General features: G+C 75.4%; 4 protein-coding genes. All 4 read left to right on the forward strand.

The genetic code is table 11. The features are described 5' to 3' along the window. The first annotated feature begins 55 nt into the window (after window positions 1–55). A complete protein-coding gene (locus ACZ6B1_RS24295; RefSeq protein ID WP_468781581.1) occupies window positions 56–1,189 on the forward strand; it encodes an adenine nucleotide alpha hydrolase family protein in 1,134 nt (377 codons plus the stop codon). A gap of 29 nt (window positions 1,190–1,218) precedes the next feature. Next, window positions 1,219–3,867: a beta-ketoacyl synthase N-terminal-like domain-containing protein gene (locus ACZ6B1_RS24300; RefSeq protein ID WP_468781583.1), complete on the forward strand. Its 2,649-nt coding sequence runs from the start codon at window positions 1,219–1,221 to the stop codon at window positions 3,865–3,867. A gap of 136 nt (window positions 3,868–4,003) precedes the next feature. After that, on the forward strand, window positions 4,004–22,114 hold the full coding sequence (locus tag ACZ6B1_RS24305) for an amino acid adenylation domain-containing protein (RefSeq protein WP_468781585.1): 18,111 nt from the start codon (window positions 4,004–4,006) through the stop codon (window positions 22,112–22,114). Further along, window positions 22,111–25,353: an ACP S-malonyltransferase gene (gene fabD / locus ACZ6B1_RS24310; protein ID WP_468781587.1), complete on the forward strand. Its 3,243-nt coding sequence runs from the start codon at window positions 22,111–22,113 to the stop codon at window positions 25,351–25,353. The genes ACZ6B1_RS24305 and fabD overlap by 4 nt, the downstream gene beginning before the upstream one ends. Window positions 25,354–25,376: the final 23 nt, after the last annotated feature.

The raw sequence follows: 25,376 nt of genomic DNA on the forward strand, positions 1-25,376 counted from the left end.
CGCACCGACCACACACACCGCACAGCCGTATCCGACGGGTTCCACAGGGGGTTCCGTGTCCAGTTGCACCGTCTGCTCACTCAAGGCCGACCACCCGGGGGTGGTGCTCGACGACCAGGGGGTGTGCAACCTGTGCAACCTGGACTTCGCCTCCGACCTCCTCGTCAACTACCGCTACACCAGCGAGGTGTTCACCGAGTTCCAGCAGGCGAAGGCCGGACCGGGTGAGTACGACTGCCTGTTCATGTACAGCGGCGGCAAGGACAGCACGTACATGCTGGACAAGTTCGCCAACGAGTACGGCAAGCGGGTGCTGGCCTTCACCTTCGACGTGCCCTTCGAGAGCGTGCACGCCGCGCAGAACATCGCGCTCGCCCGGGAGAAGATCCCGGCGACGTTCGTCCTCGACGCCGACGACGACAACATCAAGCTGATGATGCGCGAGGTGTTCAACCGCCCGGCGCCCAAGAAGCCGGGCAACTACCTCGACGAGAAGCTGCCCTGCGTCTCCTGCCGCACCTTCTTCGTGCTCCGCGCCATCCTCATGGCCTACCGGCAGAAGATCCCCTACATCGCGCTGTGCGCCGACCCGCAGCAGATCCTCACCATGGAGTCCAACGTCCGCGAGATCGTCCGCGGCTTCTACAAGACGTTCGGCGAGCGGCTCACCGACACCCTCTTCGGCGGGCAGCTCGAGGAACTGCTCTTCGACGACGACGAGAACCTGCCGAAGATCGTCTTCCCGTTCATCGCGATGCGCCACGACTACGACCCCGACCGCATCGTCGAGGAACTGCGCGCCAAGGGCCTGTACGAGTCCTCGCCGATGGAGACGCACTGCACCCTCTTCCCGCTCCTGAACTACTACTCGTTCAAGAACTTCGACTGCATGTTCTACAAGCTCAACGCGGCCAGCCACGTCCGGTCCGTCAAGCGCAACGCCTCCTACGACCGGAACACCTTCAGCATCAAGTTCCCCCGCTCGCTCGACCTCGCGGACGTCGAGGAGCGGCTCGGCACGGTGGTCCGGGAGATCGCCGCCGGCGAGGGCGACCGCGACGAGCACGAACGCAGCCTTATCGACCTGTTCCAGCGGATGGACGCCGGCGAGGACGCCGCCCGCTTCGTCGCCAGGAGCTTCCTCGACATGCGGTCCGTCGCCGCGGACCTCGGCATACAGCTCGGCTGAGAAGCCGGCAGCAACAGGAGACAACCACCATGACCCCTTCCGACTCCGACGTCGCCATCGTCGGCATGGCCTGCCGGTTCCCGGGCGCGGACTCCGTCGAGCGGTTCTGGGACGTGCTCAGCGAGGGCCGCGAGACCCTGACCCGCTACACCGACGAGGAACTGCTCGCCGCCGGCGTCCCCGCCGAACGGCTGGCCGACCCCCGCTACGTCCGGGCCGCCCAGACCATCGACGGCACCGACCTGTTCGACTCCGAGCTGTTCCAGTTCACCCACGACGAGGCCGAGATCCTCGACCCGCAGCACCGCGTCTTCCTGGAGTGCGCACTGGAGGCCCTGCAGCGGGCCGGGTACGACCCCGGGCGCACCGACGGGCACATCGGCGTCTACGCGGGCGCCGGCCTCAACACCTACCTGCTGCACAACCTCGGCGAGCGCTACCGGGCCGCGTCCACCGTCGACCACTACCGGCTGATGCTCGCCAACGACAAGGACTTCCTGGCCACCCGGGTGTCCTACAAGCTCGACCTGCGCGGCCCCAGCATGAGCGTCAACACCGCCTGCTCCACCTCACTGGTGGCCGTGCACACCGCGTGCCTCGCGCTGCTCGGCGGCGAGTGCGACATGGCCCTCGTCGGCGCCGTCCACCTCGCCCCGCCGCGCCAGGGCTACCAGTACCAGGACGGCATGATCTTCTCTCCCGACGGCCACTGCCGCGCCTTCGACGCCGAGGCCCGGGGCACCGTCATCGGCAGCGGCGCCGGAGTCGTCGTCCTCAAGCGGCTCTCCGAGGCGCTCGCCGACGGCGACTGGATCCACGCCGTGGTCAAGGGCTCCGCCGTCAACAACGACGGCTCCGCCAAGACCGGTTACACCGCGCCCAGCATCGCCGGTCAGGCCGAGGTCATCGCCGACGCCCAGGATGTGGCCGACGTCGACCCCGGGAGCGTCGGCTACGTCGAGGCGCACGGCACCGGCACCCCGCTCGGCGACCCGATCGAGGTCGCCGCGCTCACCGAGGCGTTCCGGCAGGGCGGCGCGGAGGAGACCGGGTACTGCGCGCTCGGTTCGGTGAAGACCAACATCGGCCACCTCGACACCGCGGCCGGGATGGCCGGCCTGATCAAGACCGCGCTGATGCTGGAACACCGCACGCTGGTGCCGAGCCTGCACTACACCCGGCCCAACCCCGAGATCGACTTCGCCACGAGCCCCTTCTACGTCAACACCGGCACCACCGACTGGAAGGCCGAGGGCGACCACCCGCTGCGGGCGGGCGTCAGCTCCTTCGGTATCGGCGGCACCAACGCCCACGTCGTCCTCGAGGAGCCGCCGGCCCGCACCGAGACGGACCCGGGCGGCGCCCCGGAGCTGCTGGTGCTCTCCGCGCGCTCCGAGAGCTCCCTGAAGCAGTCCGCCGGGGCGCTCGCCCGCCACCTCCGGGCCCGCCCCGGCCTCGACCTCGCCGCCGTCGCCCAGACCCTCGGGCTCGGCCGCCGCGCCCACTCCCACCGGCTCGCCGTGGTCGCCCGCGGCACCCGCGAGGCCGCCATGGCCCTCGCCCTCGGCGACGAGGGACGCACCCGGCAGGGCGTCGCCGGACCCGACGGGACCGGCGCCGTGCTGGTCCTCACCGGCACCGGCGCCGACGCGGCGGACACCGCCGAGCTGTACGGCGCGGTGCCCGCCTACCGGGACGCCGCCGACGCCTGCGCCGCGGCCCTCGGCCGGGCCGGCCGCACCGAGGACCTGCTCGCCGGCGACGACCCGCACGCGGCCTTCGCCCACGAGTACGCCCTCGCCACCGCCCTGACCTCCTGGGGTCTCACCCCGGCCGGCCTCGCCGCGACCGGGACCGGGACGGCCGCCGCCGCGGCCCTGTCCGGGGCGCTCCCGCTCGCCGACGCCCTCGCCCTCGCCACCGGCACCCCGCCGGAGCGCGCGCAGGCGCCCCGGCTGCCCGTGCTCAGCCCGCGCACCGGCCGCTGGATGACCGAGGACGAGGCCCGCGACCCGGCGGCCTGGACCGGCCGGGCATCCTCCGACGCACTGGACGCGCTCCTCGCGGACACCGGCGACTTCGCCCTCGCGCTCACCCCGCCGGACGGCGTCCCGGCCGGCCACGCCCACCTGCTCACCGTCGCCGCCCAGGCGTGGGCGCGGGGCGCCGCCCTCGACTTCGCGGCCGTCCACGGGGACCGTGACGTCCACCGCGTCCCGCTGCCCACCCAGCCCTTCGAACGGCGCCGCCACTGGGTGGAGCCCGGCAGCCACGGCCCCGCCGCTCGGGCCGGCCAGGACGACGACCGGCTGCTGCACCGGTTCGACCCGGCCGACCCCGAGTACAACGTGCGGCTCGTGACCGACTACCTCACCGGGGAGATCGGCAAGGTGCTCGGCGGCCGCGACCGCGCCGTGCTCGACACCAACCTCTTCGACCTCGGCCTCGACTCGCTGGTCCTCATCGAGGTCGTCGCCAAGCTCGGCGAGCAACTCGACTTCGAGGTCCCGGCCACGGCCTTCGTCGAGTTCCCCACCATCCGTTCCTTCGTCGGCAACCTCGCCGAACTGATGGGCCTGGCCCCGGCGCCCGGCGCCGGACCGGCCGCGCCAGCCGAACCGGCCCGGGTCTCCCGGCGCGCCCAGCGGGCCGCGGCGCGCGCCACGGACCCGGCCTGACCCCCGGCGGCCCCGGACGTACCGCACCGGCCGCCACCTCACCCGACCGGGGCCGGCCACGGCCCCGGCCGGACCGCCTCCCGGCGGCGAACTCCCGGCCCGCGGCGGCCGATCGAAGACCTGAGAGAGAGCAACTGTGGACGACAAGCGCAAGCTGCTGCTGAGCCTGCTGGCCGCCCGCGACCCGGGCCAGACCCCGGCGGCCGGCGACGGCGTGGCGATCGTCGGAGTCTCCGGCCGCTACCCGCTGGCCGGCACCGTCGGCGAGCTGTGGGAGAACCTGCGGGCGGGCCGGCACTGCATCCGCGAGGTGCCCGCCGACCGCTGGGACGCCGACGCGCACTACGACCCCGCCGGGACCCACGGCAGCTACAGCAAGTGGGCGGGGTTCATCGACGACGTCGACAAGTTCGACCCGCTCTTCTTCCAGATCTCGCCCGCCGACGCCGAGGCCATGGACCCGCAGGAACGCCTCTTCCTGCAGACCGCCGCCGCCGTCCTGGACGACGCGGGTCACCCGGCCGCCCGGCTCGCCGCACGCGGACCGGTCGGCGTCTTCGTCGGCGTCATGAACAACAACTACGAGTGGATGGGCGGCGAGGCGAACGCGCGCGGCGTGCGCACCGACGCCCACTCCAACCACTGGTCGATCGCCAACCGGGTGTCCTACACCTTCGACTTCACCGGCCCCAGCCTCGCCGTCGACACCGCCTGCTCCGCCTCGCTCACCGCGATCCATCTGGCCTGCGAGAGCATCCGGGCGGGGGAGTGCCGGGCCGCCGTGGCCGGCGGGGTCAACCTGATCCTGCACCCCATGCACCTGCGCATGCTGGCGGACCGCGGGATGATCTCCCACGACGACCGGCTGAAGAGCTTCGGCGCCGGAGCCGACGGCTTCGTGGACGGCGAGGGTGTGGGCGCCGTGCTGCTGCGGCCCATCGCCGACGCCGTCGCGGACGGTGACCGCGTGCTCGGCGTCATCCGCGGCTCCGCCATCAACGCCGGTGGCAAGACCGGCGGTTACACCGTGCCCAGCGCCGCCGCGCAGGCCGAGGTGATCCGCGGCGCGCTGCGGCGCGCCGGGGTGGAGCCGGCCGCCGTCGGCTACGTGGAGGCCCACGGCACCGGCACCCCGCTCGGCGACCCCATCGAGATCGCCGGCCTCGCCGAGGCGTTCGGCGGCCGGTCCGGCGCCGAGCGGCCGGCCGTCGCCGTCGGCTCCGTGAAGTCCAACATCGGGCACCTGGAATCCGCGGCCGGCATCGCCGGGCTGACCAAGGTGCTGCTCCAGTTGCGGCACCGCGCGCTGGCCCCGTCGCTGAACTCCGCCCGCCGCAACCCCGACATCGACTTCTCCGGCACGCCCTTCGAGATCCAGCAGGCACTCGCCCCCTGGACCCCGGCCGAGCCGGGCGCCCCGCTGCGCGCGCTGGTCAGCTCCTTCGGCGGAGGCGGCGCCAACGCCTGCGTCCTGGTGGAGGAGTACCTGCCGGACACCTCGGAACAGGCGCCCGCCGCCCCGGACGGCGAGCAGTTGCTGGTGCTCTCCGCCAAGAGCGAGGACCGGCTGCGCGCCGCCGCCGCGGACCTGGCCGCCCACCTGCGCCGGGCCGGGGAACCCGCCCCGGACGCGGACCCCGACACGGCGCTCGCCGACGCTCAGCGCCTGTGCCTGGACCTCGCCGCGCGCACCATCGGCGTGCCCGCCGAACACCTCGACCTGGGTACCGACCTGGCCGAGTGCGGGTTCTCCGTCACCGAACGCGCCCGCTACCACGAACTGCTCGCCGCCGAACTGGACGGTGAACCGCCCGCCGCCCTAGGCGCGGCGGCCACCATCGGCGCCATCGCGAGCGCGGTGGCGGCCGTACGGCGCCCGGAGCCCGCCACCGCGCCCGCGCCCGGCGCGCCGCGGCTGGCCGACGTCGCCCACACCCTCCAGGCGGGCCGCACCGCCCACGAGTTCCGCCTCGCCCTGCCCGCCCGCCTGCTCTCCGACGCGGCCGCCGCACTGGAGGCGTACGCCGCCGGGGGGACCGACGCGCGGATCACCACCGGCCGTGCCACCCGCGCCCGGGTCGTCCTCACCGGTGCCGAGGCCGAGGCCCTGGAAGGGGCCTTGGAGCAGCGGGACCTGACGGCGGTCGCCGAGCGGTGGGTCGCGGGCGCCGACGTCGACTGGTCCCGCCTCACCCCCGCCACGGCCAGGCGGACCGAGCTGCCCTCCTACCCCTTCGCCCGCAAGCGGTACTGGATACCCCGGCCGCCCGCCGTCCCCGCGACGCCGGTCCCCGAACCCACCGTGGGGCTCCCCGACTTCTACCGTCCGGTGTGGGTGCGCGAGGCCGCACCCGCCGTTCCCGCCGCGCCGAGGGCCGGCCGGACCGTCGTCCTGGTCACCGCCGCCTCACGGCGGCTCGGCGAGGCGATCGCGGCCCGCGACCCGCTCGCCCGCGTCGACCTCGTCGCGCTCGACGAACAGCCCCTCGAGGACTGGCTGAAGGCCACCGAGGGCGCCGACCTGGTGATCCACCTCGGCGGGGCGGGCACCGCCGTCACCGACGCCGTCGGTCTCGACCGGGCGCGCGAGCACCTGCGGCACGGCCCGCTGTCCCTGTTCCACCTGGCGCGTACCCTCGCCCCGGCCCGCCTCGTCGTGGTGACCAGCGACGTGCACGCGGTCGCGGGGAGCTCCGCCGCCAACCCGTTCGCCGCCGGGTTGCACGGACTGCTCCAGGTCGTCGCCAAGGAACGGCCCGACCTGAGCGTCAGCGCCCTGGACTACGCCGGTGCCGACCTCGACGGCGACCGGGCCACCGAAGCCCTCGTGGACGCCGTCCTGGCCGCCCCCGCCGACCCCGCGGGACGCACCGTCGCCCTGCGCGGCGGGATCCGCTACGTCCGCCGCCTCGGCCGGGTCACCCTGCCCGAACCCGGCCCCGTCTTCCGCGACCGCGGCGTCTACCTGCTCGTCGGCGGCACCGGGGGCATAGCCCAGGAACTCAGCCGCCACCTCGCCCGGCACCACCGGGCCCGCCTGGTCTGGTTCAGCCGCAACGAGCCCGGCCCCGCACAGCGCGCGGTCGCCGACGAGATCCGCGCCCTCGGTGGCGACGTCACCCACGTCTCCGGCGACGCCTGCTCGGTGGCCGACCTGACCGCCGCCGTCGACGAGGCGTACGGCCGGTTCGGCGCCCTGCACGGCGTCGTGCACGCCGCCATGGCCTTCGACAACCACCCGCTGGCCGAACTGGACGAGGCCGCCTTCACCGCCGCCGTCCAGGTCAAGACCGTCGGCGCCGCCGCGCTCGCGGCCGCCGTGGCCGGCCGGCCGCTGGACTTCCTGGCCTACTTCTCCTCGGCCGGCTCCTTCGGCAGCTTCGCCGGCAACGGTGCCTACATCTGCGCCTCCGCCACCGAGGACGCCTACGCCCTTTTCCTGCGCGACCGGCTGCCCCACCCCGTCACCGTCGTCAACCAGGGGTACTGGGGCCAGGTCGGCTCGGGCGCGCGACCGGGCCTCGCGGAGATCTTCGCCGGCCTCGGCATCCGCGACTTCGGCCCCGCCGAGGGCATCGCCGCCGTGCGCCGCGTCCTCGGCAGCGGACTGCCCCAGGCGATGCCGATCCGCGCCGGACGGCGCGCCCTGGAGGCCATGGGCCACGACCCGGCCCTGGACGGCGAACTGGCGGGCGGCGGCCACCCCGCCACCCTCGCCGGGTCCGCCACGGAGCTGGCGGCCGGACCGGGCCCGGACCCCGCCGCCCGCCGCGTCCTCACCGGATACGAGGAGCTGGAGGCCGTCTCCGCGCCCATGCTGCTCGGCGTCTACCAGCGCATGGGCGTCCTGCGGCGCTCCGGCGAGCGGCACGGCGCCGGGGAACTGCGCACCCGCCTCGGCATCCTCGACCGGTTCGCCCGCCTGCACGAGGCACTGCTCAACATCCTCACGGGCGCCGGCTACCTCACCCGCGACGGCGACCTGATCACCACCACCGCGGCCGTCGACACCGTGGACCAGGCCGAGGCGTCCGGGCGCTGGGAGGCGGAGTTCGACCGGATCGCCGCAGCCCACCCCGACATCGAGCCCACCGTCACCCTCAACCGGCTCTTCCTCGACGCCTACCCGCGCATCCTGCGCGGCGAGGTCGGCGCCACCGAGATCATGTTCCCCGGCTCCTCGATGAAGCTGGTGCAGAACTTCTACAAGGGCAACCCGCTCACCGACTCCTTCAACCTCCTCGTCCGCGACACCGTCCGGCACTTCCTCGACGCACGGCTGCCGCAACTCCCGGCCGACCGCGGCATCGAGGTGGTCGAGCTGGGCGCCGGCACCGGCGCCACCAGCGAACGCGTCCTGCCCGCCCTGGCACGCCACGCCGACCGGGTCGGCTACACCTTCACCGACATCTCGCCCCGCTTCCTGGAACACGGCCGCGAACGGTTCGCCGGGCAGTACCCCTTCGCCCGCTTCCAGGTGCTCAACCTCGAACGCGGCCTGGCCGAACAGGGCTTCACCCCGGCCACCGCCGACCTGGTGCTCGCCACCAACGTCGTGCACGCCACCAGCGACCTGCGGGCCACCCTGCGCAAGGCCAAGGCCCTGCTGCGTCCCGGCGGCTGGCTGGTGCTCAACGAACTGACCTCCGTACGGCCCCTGCTCACCATCGGCGGCGGTGTCCTGGAGGGCTGGTGGGCGTTCGGGGACGGCGAACTGCGGCTGCCCGACTCGCCGCTGGCCTCCCCGGAGGGCTGGACGCGGCTGCTGCACGAGGAGGGCTACGCCCCCGTCACCGCCCTCGGCGGCGACGACCCGGCGCTGGGACAGACCGTGCTGGTCGCCGAGAGCGACGGCGTCGTGCTCACCTCGGACCCGGCCGCCCGCACCACCGCCCCCGCCACCACCAGCCCCGACGGGCCGCAGACCGCCGCCCAGGCTCCGGTCACCGAGCCGGCCGGCCCACCCTCCGGCGGCGCCGACGCCGTGGGGGAGCGGCTGCGGGAACTCGTCGAGCGCGTACTCAAGCTGGACGAGCGGATCGACGCCGACCGGCCGCTCGCCGACTACGGCTTCGACTCGCTCAGCGGCATGAAGATCGTCGCCGCCGTGGACGAGACGTTCGGCGTCGCCGTGCCGCTCGGCGACTTCTTCGAACGCCCCACCCTGCGCGAGCTGACCGCCCACCTCACCACCGGCTGGCTGGCCGACGCGGCCGCCCCGCGGCCCGCCCAGGCCGACGCCGCGCCCGCCGCGGCCGACGCCGTACCGGCCCCGGCCGGGCGGCGGCGCGAGGACCCCGGTCCGGGCAGCGCCGCTGCCGCCGAACTCGTCCTGCGCCCGAGGACCGACGCGGAGAGCCGCGTCCACCCGCTGACCGAGGGCCAGCGCGCGCTGTGGGTGATCGAGCAGATCGCCCCCGGCACCTACGCGTACAACCTTCCCCTCGCCCTCTGGCTCGACCGCGACCTCGACGTCCTCGCGCTGCGCACCGTCCTGCAGGACATCGTCGACCGGCACGACGCGCTGCGCGCGACCGTCCGCACCGGCGACGACGGCACACCGTACGTCCGGGTCGCGGCCGAACCCGAACTGCCCTTCCAGCAGGTCTTCCTGACCTCCGTCACCGACGACGACCTGCGCGAGCGGATGCGCGCCGACCTGCGCCGCCCCTTCGAACTGCCCACCGGGCCGCTGGTGCGGGCCACGCTCTACACCCTCGGCGACGGCCGCAACGCGCTGCTGCTCACCTTCCACCACGCGGTCTTCGACGGCGTCTCCATCGCCCTGCTGCTGCGCGAACTGGAGCGCGGCTACCGCACGGTCCGCGCCGGCCGCGCGCCGGACCCCGAACGCCCCGCCCGCGGCTACGCCGACTTCGCCGCCTGGCAGCGCGACCTGCTCGCCGGCGACGAGGGCGCACGGCTGCGCGCCTACTGGACCGAACGGCTGGGCGGCCGACGCACCGCGGTGCCGCTGCCGCTGGACCGGCCCCGCCCGGCCGTCCCCGGCCACCGCGGGGCGAGCCTGGACGGGCACATCCCGGCGGACGTCACGAGCCGGGCCCGCGCCCTGGCCTCGGCGGAGCAGACCTCCCTGTTCGGCGTGGTCCTCGCGGCCTGGTTCGCGTTGCTGCACCGCTACGCCGACCAGGACGACATCGCCGTGGGCACCCCCACCGCGGGCCGGCCGCCGAGCGGCTACGACGACGTGCTCGGCTACTTCATGAACATGGTCGTGCTGGCCGAACGCGTCGACGGCGGCGAGGAGTTCCGCGGCCTCCTCGGACGCGTCCACCGGACCGTGCTGGACGCCCTGGAGCACAGCGCCTACCCGCTGATCACCCTCGCCGAGGACCTGCGCCGGGCCGACCCCGAGACCGGCGCCCCGTTCAACGTCGCCTTCTACTTCCAGAACTGGACGCGCGCCGCCCGCACCGGCGACACCCCGGACGCCGTCGTCCTCGGCCCGGTCGAAGGCGTCCACCAGGAAGGCGAGTTCGACCTCACCCTGGAAGTGGTGGAGCAGGCCGAGGGCTGCCGCTACACCCTGAAGTACGACCCCGACCTGTTCGACGAGGCCACCGTGGCCCGGCTCGGTGAGCACTTCGCCACCCTGCTGGCCGCGGCCGTGGACCGGCCCGCCACCGCCGTCGGCGAACTGGACCTGCTCACCGCCCCCGAACGGGCCCTGCTCGCCGCGCCCGAGCCCGCCGACTACCCCGAGGACACCCTCGTCTGGCAGCTCGTACGGCGCCAGGCGGAGGCCCGGCCCGACGCCGTCGCCGTCCGCCACCGCGACACCGAGCTGACCTACCGCGAGCTCACCGAACGCGTCGACGCCCTCGCCGCCCGGCTCACCGCGGCCGGCGTCGGCCGGGGCCGCACCGTGGGCGTCCTGCTGCCGCGCGACGCCGGGCTTCCCGTAGCGCTGCTCGCCGTCCAGGCGGCCGGCGGCACCTACGTGCCGCTCGACCCCGCCTACCCGCGCGACCGGCTCGCCTACATGGCCGAGGACGCGAAGCTGCACCTGATGCTCACCCACTCGTCGGTGACCGGCGACCCGGGCGGGGTGCCACGGCTCGTCGTCGACACCGCCGAACAGCCGCCCGCCCTCCCGTCACCGGGCCCGGCCGGCCCGGCCGACACCGCGTACGTCATCTACACCTCCGGGTCCACCGGCCGCCCCAAGGGCGTGTGCGTCCCGCACCGCGCGCTGACCAACTTCCTGTGGTCGATGGCCCGCGAACCCGGCTGCGGCCCCGGCGACACCCTGCTGGCCCTGACCACCGTCTGCTTCGACATCTCCGGTCTCGAGCTGTACCTGCCGCTGATCACCGGTGCCACGGTCGAGATCCTCCCGGCCGAGGACGCCCGGGACGGCCTGCGGCTGCGCGAGGCGCTGGAGGCGAGCGCGGCCACCGTCGTCCAGGCCACCCCGGCCACCTGGAGCATGCTGCTCGCGGCCGGCTGGCGGGGCGACGCCCGGCTGAAGGTGCTGTGCGGCGGCGAGGCGCTGCCCGCCGGAACCGCCGAGGCCCTGCTCGCCGGGAACCAGGAGGTCTGGAACCTCTACGGGCCCACCGAGACCACCATCTGGTCCGCGGCCTGCCGCCTCGCGCCCGGCGAGCGCGTCACCATCGGCACACCCATCGCCAACACCGTCCTGCACGTCCTGGACGGCGCCCGCAGGCCCGTCCCCACCGGAGTGGCCGGCGAGCTGTACATCGGCGGCCACGGCGTCGCCGACGGCTATCTCGGCCGGCCCGAACTGACCGCCGAGCGCTTCCTGCCCGACCCCTCCGGCGCCGGACCCGACGCCCGCGTGTACCGCACGGGCGACCTGGTGCGCCGCCTGCCGGACGGCCGGATCGAGTACCTCGGCCGGATCGACTCCCAGGTCAAGGTGCGCGGCTTCCGGGTGGAGCTGGAGGAGATCGAGGCGACCCTGCGCCGCGTGGACGGCGTCCGCGAGGCGGTCGTCGTCGCCCGGGGCGCCGCCGCGGGCTCGCACACCCTGCTCGCCTGCTACGTCCTCGACGACGGCGCCGCCGAACCCACCCGCGACCGGCTCGGCGCCTGGCTGCCCGAGCACATGGTCCCGGAGACCCTGCTGCGCGTCACCGGGTTCCCGCGCACCCTCAACGAGAAGGTCGACCGGGGCACCCTCGCCGCCCTGCCGCTGCCCGAACTGCGCGCCCGCTTCGGCGCCGGCCCCGCGCGACGGGAACCGGCACTCGTCGTGCCGCCCGCCACCGAGGGCGGCAGGCCGGCGCTCGAGGCCGACCTGGCCCGCATGGTCGCCGGCCTGACCGGCCTGCGTCCCGAGGACATCGGCACGCACACCCCGCTCGGCGAGACGGGCATGAACTCGGTGAGCTTCACCGCGCTCAGCGCCGAGCTGCGCAAGGCGTACGGCATCACCGTCTACCCGACCCTCTTCTACCGCCGGGGCACCCTGCACGCCCTCGCCGAGCACCTGTGGCGGGAGCACGCCCACGAGCTGCCCGCCCGCTTCGCCACGGCGGGCACGGGCAGCGGGACGCCGGGCCCGGGCGACTTCGAGGCTCGCGAGACGGCCGGGATCCGGCAGGGGGCCGCGTCCGGCACACAGACGCGGGGCACCTCCGGCGACGGGCGGCACACCCCGGCCGGCGCCGACGTCGCCGTCATCGGGATGGCCGGCCGGCTGCCCGGCTCCGCCGACCTGGAGGAGTACTGGACGCATCTGGCCGCCGGGGACGACCTGGTCGGTGAGATCCCCGCCGACCGCTGGGACTGGCGCGACCACCCGCGCTCCCGTTCCCGCTGGGGCGGCTTCGCGCCCGGCGTCGACCGGTTCGACGCCGCGTTCTTCGGCATCTCGCCCCGCGAGGCCGAACTCATGGACCCGCAGCAGCGGTTGATGCTGGAGACGGTGTGGTCGGCCATCGAGGACGCCGGGTACCGGCCGTCCGAGCTGGCCGGGAAGCGCGTCGGCGTGTTCGTCGCCGTCACCAACTCCGACTACCTGGAGGTGCAGCGGGCCGCGGGACGCGGCACCGAGGGCCACACCCTCACCGGCGCCGCCCTGTCCGTCATCCCCAACCGGGTGTCGTACCTGCTGGACCTGCGCGGCCCCAGCATCGCCGTCGACACCGCCTGCTCCGGCTCGCTGACGGCCGTCCACCAGGCCTGCGCCGCCCTGCGCGACGGCACCTGCGACCTGGCCATCGCGGGCGGCGTCAGCCTCATCCTGGCCCCCGGTGTGTACGAGGCGCTCAGCCAGGGCGAGATGCTCAGCCCCGACGGCCGCTGCAAGGCGTTCGACAGCCGCGCCGACGGCTATGTACGCGGCGAGGGCGCGGGCGTGGTCCTGCTCAAGCCGCACGCACTGGCCCGCCGGGACGGCGACGCCGTGCACGCCGTGATCAAGGCCGCCGCCGTCAACCACGGCGGCCGGACCACCTCGCTCACCGCCCCCAACCCCGACGCCCAGGCCGACCTGCTCGTCGACGCCTACCGGGGCGCCGGGGTACCGCTGGACACCGTCGGCTACATCGAGGCGCACGGCACCGGCACCGCGCTCGGCGACCCGATCGAGACCACCGGCCTGAGCACCGCGTTCCGGCGGATCCGGGCCGAACAGGGGCTCGCGGAGACGACGCGGCCCTGCGCCATCGGCTCGGTGAAGACCAACATCGGCCACCTGGAGGCCGCCGCCGGTATCGCCGGCCTGTTCAAGGTGGTCCTCGCGTTGCGGCACGGCACGATCCCGGCCAGCCTGCACTTCCGCGAGCGCAACCCCTATCTGGAGCTCGACGGCGGCCCGTTCGAGGTCGCCGCCACCGCCCGGCCCTGGCCGCGTCCGCGGGACGCCGCGGGAGCGGAGCAGCCGCGCCGCGGCGGCGTCAGCTCCTTCGGCTTCGGCGGGGCCAACGCGCACATCGTTCTGGAGGAACCACCCATGCCGGATGACCGCGACGACAGCGCGGCCGAGCAGCTCTTCGTGCTGTCCGCCCGCGACGAGGAGGCGCTGCGCCGCTCCGCCCAGCGGCTCGCCGACCACCTCGGGCGGCACGACGTCCCGGCCGCCGACCTCGCCCACACCCTGCAGACGGGCCGCGAGCCCATGGCGCACCGACTCGCCGTCGTCGCGGACGGCGGCGCCGGGCTGCGCGCCGAACTGCTGGCCCACTTGGCCGGGCGGCCCTCGGCGGTGCGCACCGGCCGGGCGGCCGACGGCCGCCCGGACACCCCGGCCGCCGGCCCCGGCGACCTGTGGGGGCTCGCCGCCGACTGGCTGGGCGGCGCCGACGTCGACTGGTCCGCCCTCCACCGGGGCGCCCCCCGCCGCCGGGTCCACCTGCCGGCCTACCCCTTCGCCGGGCCCCGCCACTGGGCGGCTCCCGGCACCGCCGTCCCGGTCGTCTCCGCCGGTCCGGGCGCTCCCGCCCGCCTGCACCCCACCCTCCTGGACACCGACGTCACCGACGTCTCCGCCCCCGGCGAGCACGTGTACCTCAAGACGCTGACCGGTGACGAGTTCTTCCTGCGCGACCACGTCGTCGGCGGCGAACGCGTCCTGCCCGGCGTGGCCTACCTGGAGATGGGCCGTCTGGCCGGTGAACTCGCCGCCGCCGGCACCCCCGTACGCGGTGTGGACGACCTGGTGTGGGCCGCGCCGGTGCGGCTCCCGGCGGGCCGGGCCGAGCACCGGCTGACCGTCCGGGTCACCGGTGACGGCGCCCACCGCTCCTTCGAGGTGTGCGGCGACGGCGCGGGCGCGCCCGTGCACGCCGCCGGCACCCTCCACCTCGACGCACCGGGCCCCCGGCCCGCTCCGGCCGACCCGGCCGGCATCCGCGCCCGCTGCCCCCGCGTCGCCACCGGGGAGGACTGCTACGCGGGCTTCACCCGGCTCGGCTTCGCCTACGGCCCCGCCTTCCGGGTGATCGAGGAGATCGCCGAGGGCCCGGACGAGGTGCTGGCCACCCTGGTGCTGCCCGAGGCGCTGCACGCCGACGCCGGCGCGTACGCCTTCCACCCGGCGCTGCTCGACGCCGCCCTGCAGACGGCCGGCCGCCTGGTACCGGGCGCGAGCGACCCCGCGGGCCCGGCGCCGTACCTGCCGTTCTCGCTCGGCGCCGCCCGGCTCCACGCCCCGCTGCCCCGGCGGGTGTTCGCCCACGCCACGCCGGCCGCGCGCCCGGCACCCGAGGGATCGCTCTCCTTCGACGTGGCCCTGCTCGACGAGCACGGCACCGCCGTCGCCACCCTGGAGTCCTTCACCCTGCGCGCCCTGCCCACGACCGGTACCGTCGCCGCCTTCGAACCCGGGTGGCAGTCCGCGCCCCGGCGCCGACCGGGCCCGGCCGGCACGGTCCTGCTGCTGACCCCGGCGGACGGCACCGCGGCCACGTCCGACGAGGCCGGCCTCGTCGCCGCGCTGCGCGCGGCCGGCGCCGAGGTGCGCCGCGTCCCGCTGGGCCCGGGCTTCGACGCCGCCGCGGCCGTCCGCGCCGCGGGGACCGGCCCGGTCCGCGTCCTGCACCTGTCCGCGGGCGAGCCGGACTGCGACACGGCGGTGGAGTCCGGATTCCACACCGCGCTCGCCTTCCTGAGGGCCTGGCAGCTCGACCGGCACGACGCGCTGACCTATCTGCACGTCCACCCGGAGCCCGCCGCGTCGCCCGCCGACCCGGCACTGGCCGCCTTCGCGCGCTCGGTCCGACTGGAGCACCCGGCCATCGCCTTCGGCGTGCTCGCGGTCGCGTCCGGCACCCCGGCCCGGGACGTCGTCGCCGAACTCCTCGCCGAGGGCGGCCCGGAGACCGAGGCACGGCTCACGCCGGACGGCCCCGAGCGGCGTTCCTGGCACCGGACCACGCTTCCGGCCGTAACCGGCACGGCGTTCACCGGCGCGGGCGCGCATATCGTCACCGGCGGTACCGGCGCCCTCGGCCTGCTCGCCGCCGAGCACATCGCCGCCGCCCGCCGCGCGGCCGGGGTGACCGGCGGCGGCATCGTCCTCGCCGCCCGCACCGCACCCGACGCCGCTACGCGGGCCCGTATCGACGCCCTCGGCGCCCGCCTCGTGCTCGCCGACGTCGCCGACCCCCGGGACGTGCGCGCGCTGATCGACGACGCGCGCGGCGCCTACGGTCACGTCAGCGGTGTCCTGCACGCCGCCGGTGTGCTGCGCGACGGGCTCCTGCGCGGCAAGGAACGCGCCGACGCGGACGCCGTGCTGGCCGCCAAGGTGCGCGGCACCACCCTGCTGGACGAGGCCACGGCCGGGGAACCGCTCGACTACTTCGTCGTCTACTCCTCCGCCGCGGCCGCGTTCGGCAACGCCGGCCAGACCGACTACGCCTTCGCGGGCGGCTTCCTCGACCGCTTCGCCGAACACCGCGAGGAGCGGCGCAGGGCGGGCACCCGCCGGGGCCGCACCCTCTCCGCCGCCTGGCCCGTGTGGTCCGAGGGCGGGATGCGCATCGACGCCAAGGCCGAGGAGTACATGGACCGCGTGCTCGGCATGCGCCCGCTGGCCACCCGTCCCGCCCTGGACGCGCTGGAGCGGGCCCTCGCCGGCACCGCCCCGGCCCTGCTGCTCGCTCCCGGCGACCCGGCCCGCATCCTCACCGCCCTGTCCGGCCCCACGACCGCGCCGCCCGCCGCCCCCCGGCCCGGTGCCGACGCCGGATCGGGTTCCGCCGTCGGCGCCGGATCGCGCGAGGAGGCCGAGCGGCTGGTCCTGCGGCTGCTGGCACGGGAGCTGAAGACGCCGGAGGCGGACATCACCGTCACCGAGCCCTTCGACCGGTACGGAGTGGACTCCCTGATCACCATGAGCCTCATCCGCGCCCTCGAACAGCATGTCGGACCGCTGTCGAAGACCCTGCTCTTCGAGCACGTGACCGTCCGCGACCTGGCCACCCACCTCGCCGCCGCCCACCCGGGCTCCTTCGCCGCCGCCGAACCGCCGTCGGCACCCTCGGTCCCCGGAAACGCACCGGCCGTCCCCGGGACCGCACCGGCCGACCCCGGGACCGCACCGGCCGTCCCCGGGACCGCACCGGCCGTCCCCGGGACCGGGCCGCAGGCCGCGGGTACGGCGCAGCCGGTCGCGGCGGCGGTGACGGCCTCCGCCGTGCCGACCGGCGGCGCGGACGACATCGCCGTCATCGGTGTCGCCGGGCGCTACCCCGAGGCCGGCGACGTCACCGAGTTCTGGCACAACCTGCGCGACGGCCGCGACAGCGTCGAGGAGATCCCGGGCGACCGCTGGGACCACGGTGTCTTCTACGACCCGGACAAGTCGGCCACCGGCAAGACCTACGGCAAGTGGGGCGGCTTCGTGCCCGGCGCCGACCGCTTCGACCCGCTGTTCTTCCGGATGTCGCAGATCGAGGCCGAGCACACCGACCCGCAGGAGAGGGTCTTCCTGGAGACGGTCTGGCACCTGCTGGAGGACGCCGGTTACACCCGCGAGCAACTGCGCGGCGGGCGCACCGGCGTGTTCGTCGGCATGATGTACGGCCACTATCAGCTCTACGGCGTGCGGGACGCGCTGCGCGGAGAGGGCTTCGCGACCTCCTCGTCGTACGCCTCCGTCGCGAACCGGGTGTCGTACTTCTTCGACTTCACCGGTCCCAGCGTCGCCCTGGACACCATGTGCTCCTCGTCGCTGGTCACCATCCACCAGGCCTGCCTGGCCATCCGCAACGGCGACTGCGACGTCGCGGTGGCGGGCGGGGTCAACATCTCCAGCCACCCGGTGAAGTTCCTCCAGCTCGCCCAGCGCGGCTTCCTCGCGGAGGACGGCCGCTGCCGCAGCTTCGGCGAGGGCGGCACCGGCTACGTCCCGGCCGAGGGCTCCGGCGCCGTGCTGCTCAAGCGCCTGGACGCGGCCGTCGCCGACGGCGACCGCGTACTCGCCGTGGTCAAGGCGTCCGCCGTGAACCACGGCGGCGCGGGCGCCGGTTACAGCGTCCCCAACCCCCGGGCACAGGGCGACCTGGTGCGGGCCGCGCTGGACCGGGCCGGACTGCGCCCCGCCGACCTCGACTACCTCGAGGCGCACGGCACCGGAACCGCGCTCGGCGACCCGGTCGAGGTCAACGGCATGCTGCGGGCCTTCGAGGGCGACCTGCCCGAGCGGCTGCCCATCGGCTCGGTCAAGTCCAACATCGGGCACGCCGAGTCGGCCGCCGGCATCGCCGCGATCACCAAGGTGCTGCTGCAGATGCGGCACGGCGAGCTGGCCCCGTCGCTGCACGCCGACCGCCTCAACCCGAACATCGACTTCGCGTCGACCCCGTTCGAGGTCCAGCGCGAGCGGGCGCCCTGGGCGCGCCGGGTGACGGCGGACGGCACCGTCCGGCCGCGGACCGCGGGCGTCAGCTCCTTCGGCGCGGGCGGCACCAACGCCCACATCATCCTTCAGGAGCACCTCGGCCCGGACGCGCCCGTCCCGGCCGCCCCGGCCGGGCCGCACCTGGCGGTCCTCTCCGCCCGGGACGCCGGCCGGCTGCTCGCGCAGGCCCGCCGCCTGGCCGCCCACCTGCGCGCGGAGACCGGCGGGGCGACGGCCCAGCAGGTCGCCTGGACCCTGCAGACCGGGCGCGAGGCCATGGCCCACCGGCTCGCCGTCCTCTTCGAGGAACTGCCCGAACTGGCCGCACGCCTGGAGGAGTTCGCGGCCGGTGGCACGCCCGCCGGTAGCTGGGCCGGAGTGGTCGACCCGCGGCGCCCCGCCCCCGGCACACCGCTGTCCGCCGGCCCGGCCGCCCTGGCCGACGCCTGGACCCGTGGGCAGACCGTCGACTGGACGGACCTGCACCGCGGAGGCAACCCGGGCCGGGTGGCGCTGCCCGGCTATCCCTTCGACGGGGACCGGGTCTGGCTGGCCGCCGCCGACGACGAACTGGCCGCCCTCACCGGCGCGCCGGCGGACGGAGGCATGCTCCTCACCCGGCGGTGGACGCCCGCCCCGCCCGTCGCCCGCACGGCGCAGCCGGGCCTGACCGCCGTACTGGCCGCCCCCGGCACCGAGGCACTGGCCGCCCGGCTCGCCGCCCTCCTGCCCGCCGCCGAGGTGCTCACCACCGACCGGCTGGACGCCGAACTCGGCGCGGCCGGCACCCGCTGGGACCGCTTCGACGCCGTCGTCGACCTGGCGGGCTGCGCGGACACCGGCCCGGCCCCGGACCACACCACACTGCCCACCTGGCTGCGCTGGCTGCAGCACCTCGTCGACCGTGGCCGCCGCGACCTGCGCGCGCTGCTGGTCACCCGCGTCACCCCCGAGGGCGCACCCGGCCTCGGCGGCGCGGCCCGCATCGGCCTGTACCGGATGCTGCAGAGCGAGTACCGGCACGTCCGGTCCCGCCACGTGGAGATCGACGGCACGGCCGGCGACGAGCGGCTCTGCCGCTGGGTGGCCGACGAGCTGTGCCACGACGACGAGCCCGCCGAGGTCGCCTACCGCGACGGCACCCGGCACCTGGCCCGGCTCACGGAGGAGCCCGGCGGGGCGGGCGCCGCGCCGCGCTTCCCGGCCGGCCACGTGCTCTGGGTCACCGGCGGCACGCGCGGCATCGGACTGCTGACCGCACGTCACTTCGTCGCCGAGCACGGGGTGCGCAAGCTGGTCCTCACCGGACGCGAGGAACTGCCCCCGCGTGCCGAGTGGGCCACGCACATCGCCCAGGACGGGCCCCTGGGCCGCAAGCTGCGCCCGCTGGCCGAACTGGTTGACCAGGGCGTGGAACTGGAGGTCCTCGCGGTGCCGCTGGAGGAGCGGGAGGCGCTCGCCAAGGCCCTCGCGGACGTCCGCGGTCGGCTCGGCCCGGTCGGCGGCGTGGTGCACAGCGCGGGCGTCACCGACTTCGAGAACCCGGCGTTCGTACGCAAGCCGCACTCCGGCGTCGCCCGTGTCCTCGGCCCCAAGGTGTTCGGCCTCGACGCCCTGCTGGAGGTGTTCCGGGACGAGCCGCTGGGCCTGTTCGTCGTGTACTCCTCCATCGCCGCGGCCGTACCGGCCCTCGCCGTCGGCCAGAGCGACTACGCGATGGCCAACGCCTACCTGGACGCGGTCGCCCTGCACCGCCCGTACGGGCTCCCGCTGGTCAGCGTGCAGTGGCCGAGCTGGAAGGACACCGGCATGGGCGAGGCCCGCAGCGCCGCCTACCAGGCCTCCGGGCTGGCGGCCCTCTCCGACGAACAGGGACTCGCCCTGCTGGAGCGGGCGCTGGGCAGCGGCGCCAGGGTGGTGATGCCGGTCGTGCCGCGCCCGGACACCGGATTCGACCCCGGACGCCTGACCGCCCGCCGCCTGGACCCGGCACCGGCCGCCCCTTCGGCACCGGCCGCCCCCACGGCCCCCGAGGCGCCCGCGCCCAGCGGCTCCGCCGCTCCCGCCCAGGGACCGGACGGGGAAGCCCGGGTGCGTGCGGCGGCCGACGCGGCCGCCTCCTGGCTGCTCGACCGGCTCGCCGAGGAGCTGCGCTTCGACCGCGCCCGGCTCTCCGGTGACGTACCGGTCCAGGACTACGGCATGGACTCGATCATGGTCTCCCAGCTCGTCCAGTCCGTCGCCAAGCGCCTGGACGTCTCCGTCGACCCGTCGGCGCTGCTCGAACACCCGACCGTCGACGCCTTCGCCGGGCACCTGGCCGAGGCGCACCGCGCGGAACTCCTCGCCGTATTCGGCACTCCGGCGCAGGACGTCACGCCCGCGCCCGCACCCGCACCGGGCCCCGCCCCGGCCGAGCCCCCGGCGGGCACCCCCGCGAGCGGCTCCCCGCGCGGCCGGGAAACCGCCCCGGCGCCCACCCCGGCTCCTTCCGCGCCCGCCACGCAGACCGCGTCGGACATCGCGGTCGTGGGCCTGTCCTGCCGCTTCCCCGACGCCGGTTCCGCCGACGCCTACTGGGAGCTGCTGCGCGAGGGCCGCTCGGCACTGCGGCCGGTCCCCGAGGAACGCTTCGGCCGCCCGCTCGGCCACCACGCCGGCCTGCTGCCGGGCGTCCTGCGATTCGACCCGGAGGCGTTCCTGCTGTCCGAGGCGGACGTGGCTGCCATGGACCCGCAGGCGCTGCTGCTGCTCGAGGAGGTCAACAGAGCCGTGCACCACGCCGGTTACCGGCCCGCCGACCTCAAGGGCCGCCGGATCGGCGTGTACGTCGGCGGCCGCGCCACCCACACCCCCGACCCGGGCGCGCTGGAGCGGTCCAGGAACCCGGTCGTGGTGACGGGGCAGAACTACCTGGCGGCGAACGTCTCGCAGTTCTTCGACTTCCAGGGCCCGAGCCTGGTCGTGGACACCGCCTGTTCCTCCGCGCTGGTCGCGATGGACACCGCCGTGCAGGCGCTGCGGTCCGGTTCGGTGGAGGCCGCGGTCGTCGCCGGGGTGAGCCTGCTCGCCGACGACCGGGCGCACCAGGTCTTCGGCCGGCGCGGCCTGCTCAACCCGGGCCCGGAGTTCCACGTCTTCGACCGCAGGGCCGCGGGACTCGTCCTCGGCGAGGGCGTCGGCGTCGTGGTGCTCAAGCCGCTCGCGGCCGCCCGCGCCGCCGGCGACCGGGTGCTCGCGGTGCTGCGCGGCATCGCCGTCAACAACGACGGCCGTACGGCGGGACCGGCCACCCCCAACCTGCAGGCGCAGAAGGCCGTGATGACCGAGGCGCTCGCCCGCAGCGGCCACGCCCCGGGGGACATCGGCTGGGTGGAGACCAACGCCACCGGGGCCGCCGTCACCGACCTGCTCGAACTGAAGGCGATCGACGGCGTCTACGGCACCGCCACGGCCCGCTCGGCCCCGGTCGCCCTCGGCTCCGTCAAGCCGAACATCGGCCACCCGCTGGCCGCCGAGGGCATCGCCGCGTTCATCAAGGTGGTGCTGATGCTCCAGCACCGCACGCAGGTGCCGTTCCGCTCCGGACAGGAGCCGTTGCCGCACTTCGACCTGGACGCCTCCGCGCTGTACTTCCCGCGCGCGGCGGCCCCCTGGCCGGCCGGCGCCGAAGCCGCCGCGCTCAACTGCTTCGCGGACGGCGGCACCAACGCGCACCTGCTGCTCGCGCCCGCCCCGGCGGACCACCGCGCCACCCGCGCCCCGCTGCCCGAGCCCCCGCTCGACCGCAGGGTCGTGGTGCGGGGTGCCGACGGCCGGTCCGAGGACCCCGCAGGGCCCGCGGCACCCGCCGAGCCCGCTCCGGCGGCCGAGCCCGCGACGGCGGGCCTGTTCTGGGACACGTACCGATGAGCGGCACCGCCCCGGGAGCGCTGCCCGTGGTCTTCATGTTCTCCGGGCAGGGCTCGCAGTACTACGGGATGGGCCGGGAACTCTTCGCCGAGAACGAGGTGTTCCGGGCGGCGCTGCGCCGCCACGACGCCGTCGTGGCCGAGGAGCTGGGCGAGTCCGTGCTCGCCCGGCTGTTCGACCCGGACCGGCGCCGCAACGACCCCTTCACCGACACCCGGCTCACCCATCCGGCGATCGTCATGATCGAGCTCGCCCTCGCCGAGACCCTGCGCTCGGCCGGGGTGGAGCCCGACCACCTGCTGGGCTCCAGCCTGGGCGAGTACGCCGCGGCCGCGGTGTCCGGCAGCATCGCGCCCGACACCTGCCTGCGGCTGCTGGTCCGGCAGGCCGAGGGGCTCGGGGCCGGCCCGCGCGGCGGCATGCTCGCCGTGCTCGCGCGGCCCGGGGTGCTGGACCGGGTGCCCGAGCTGCGGGCCTGCGAGATCGCCGCCCGCAACTATCCGGGTCACTTCGTGGTCGCCGGCACGGACGGCGACCTCGACCGGGCCGAGGCCGCGCTGCGCCGCGCCGACGTGCTGCACCAGCGCGTCCCCGTCGAGTACGCCTACCACTCCCACCTGATGGACGAGGTGCTCGACGCGTGCCGGCCCTCACTGGACGAGGTCGAGTTCGCCCCGCCGGAGCTGCCCTGGGTGTCCTGCGTGGACGGGGAGTTGGTCGAGCGGCCGAGCGCCGAGCACTTCTGGCAGGTGGCCCGCAGACCCATCGAGTTCCAGCGGGCCATGGACCGGATGCGCGCCCGCGGCGACTTCCTCTACCTGGACCTCGGCCCCTCGGGCACCCTGCACAACTTCGTCCGAGGCAACCTCCCGGCGGGCACGCGATCGAAGTCGCTCGCCCTTCTCAGCCCGTTCGGCCACGACCCGGGCCTGCTGGACAAGGCCCGCGAACTGGCCGCCCCGGCGACACGGAACCGACCGAAGACACCAAGGAAGGCACATCGCATGAAGGTCTACGGTTTCCCCGGCCAGGGGTCCCAGGCACGGGGCATGGGCCGGCAGCTTTTGGAGAAGTACCCCGAGCACACCGCGACCGCCGACCGTGTGCTCGGCTACTCCCTCGCCGAGCTGTGCGTCGACGACCCCGAACGGCGCCTGGGCCAGACGCAGTTCACCCAGCCCGCGCTCTACGCCGTGAGCGCCCTCGGCCACCTGGAGCGGCAGGCCGGGGATCCCGCGCCGGCCGACTACCTGATCGGCCACAGCCTCGGCGAGTACGTGGCCCTGTTCGCCGCCGGTGTCTTCGACTTCGAGACCGGGCTGCGCCTGGTGCAGCGGCGCGGTGCGCTGATGGCCGAGGCCGGTGGCGGCGGCATGGCGGCCGTGGTCGGTCTGGACGAGGCGGGTCTGCCTCGGGTCCTGGCCGAGGCGGGCATCGAGGACGTCGACATCGCCAACCACAACGCCCCCGACCAGCTCGTGCTCTCCGGCCCGAGCGAGTCCGTCGAGACGGCCTGCGCCGCCGTGGAGGCCGCGGGCGCCCGTGCGGTGCGGCTCAACGTCAGCGCCCCCTTCCACTCCCGCTACATGCGCGGTACGGCCGAGGAGTTCGCCCGCTTCCTCGACGGCTTCACCTTCCGGGCGCCGGACGTGCCGGTGTTGGCCAACGTGGACGGGCAGCCGTACGACCCCGAGGCGATCAAGGAGACACTGACCGCGCAGATCGTCTCGCCGGTCCGCTGGACCGACACGGTGCGCCGGCTGATGGGCCACGGCGACTTCGACTTCGTGGAAATCGGGCCCGGCCGGGTGCTGACCAACCTGGTCGCGAAGATCAGGAAGACCGCCGAGCCGCTGCCCGCCCCCACCCCGCGCGCCGTCCCCGTGACGCCGGTGCCCGAACGGCGCACCCAGGCCGCGTCTCCGGCGGCCACCCCCGCCGAGGCACCGGTCACCGCGCCGGTCACCGCCGCGACGACCGCCGACACCCTGGGCGCGGCCACGTTCCGGGAGCGCTACGGCCTGCGCCGCGCCTACCTGCTGGGTTCGCTGTACGGCGGGATCTCGGGCCGCCAGATGCTCGGCGCGGCGTCGAAGGCCGGCCTGCTCGGCTTCCTCGGCACCGGCGGCCTGACCCTGGAGGAGGTCGACGGCAGGCTCCGGGAACTGGCCGGCGACCTGGGCCTCGGCGGTGCCTTCGGCGCCAACCTGCTCTACCGGCACGGCGCCCCTCAGGAGGAGTCGGCGCTGGTGGACCTGCTGCTGCGGCACGGTATCGACCTGGTGGAGGCCTCCGGCTTCCCGCTGATCACCCCGGCCCTGGTGCGGTTCCGGCTCAAGGGCGGCCGGATCATCGCCAAGGTCAGCCGCACCGACGTGGCCGCGGAGTTCCTGGCCCCGCCGCCCGAGCGGCTGGTCGCCCGGCTGGTGGAGACCGGCGAGGTCACAGCCGAGGAGGCGCGCGCCGCGGCCGGCCGGCCCATGGCGGACGACCTGTGCGTGGAGGCCGACGGCGGCTGGCTGACCAGCACCGCCGACCTGCTGACCCTGCTCCCCGCCGTGCTGCGGCTGCGCGACGCGGCCACCACCGCGTCCGGGCACCGGGTCCACGTGGGCTGCGCGGGCGGCCTCGGCACCCCGGAGGCGGTGGCGGCGACGTTCCTGCTCGGCGCGGAGTTCGTCCTGACGGGCTCCGTCAACCAGTGCTCCGCCGAGGCCGCCACCAGCGCCGAGGTGAAGGACGTCCTGCAGGCGGCGCGGGAGTACGACGTGGACACGGCGCCGTGGGGCGAACTGTTCGAGTTCGGCACGCGGGCCCGCTATCTCAAGCGGGGCCTGTTCTTCCCCGCGCGGGCGTCCCGGCTGCACGAGCTGTGGCGCCGGCACGCCTCCGCGGCCGAGCTGGACGACGAGACCATGACCCAGATCCTCGACCGCTACCTGGGCGGAGCGCACCCGGCGCCCGCGGCGCCCGGCGGGGACCCGAAGCAGGAGCTGGCGGAGTTCTTCCGGGCCTACTTCACCCGCGGCTTCCGGCTCGCGGTGACCGGCGACGACCGGCACCGGGTGGACTACCTGGTGCACTGCGGACCGGCGATGGGCGCATTCAACCAGGTGGTCGAGGGCACCGGTCTGCAGCCGTGGTCCGCCCGCACGGTGGAGGCGATCGCCGACACCCTGATGGAGGGCGCCGCCGCCCACCTCACCGCCCGGCTGAACGCCTTCCACCGGGCCGGCTGACCCCGCCGGGCCGGGCGGGGACC

The organism is Streptomyces sp. NPDC041129, assembly GCF_055592265.1.

Excerpts from the sequence above, each read along its gene's own strand:
- fabD (WP_468781587.1), top strand. The coding sequence starts at position 22,111 with ATGAGCGGCACCGCCCCGGGAGCGCTGCCCGTGGTCTTCATGTTCTCC.
- ACZ6B1_RS24300 (WP_468781583.1), top strand. The coding sequence starts at position 1,219 with ATGACCCCTTCCGACTCCGACGTCGCCATCGTCGGCATGGCCTGCCGG.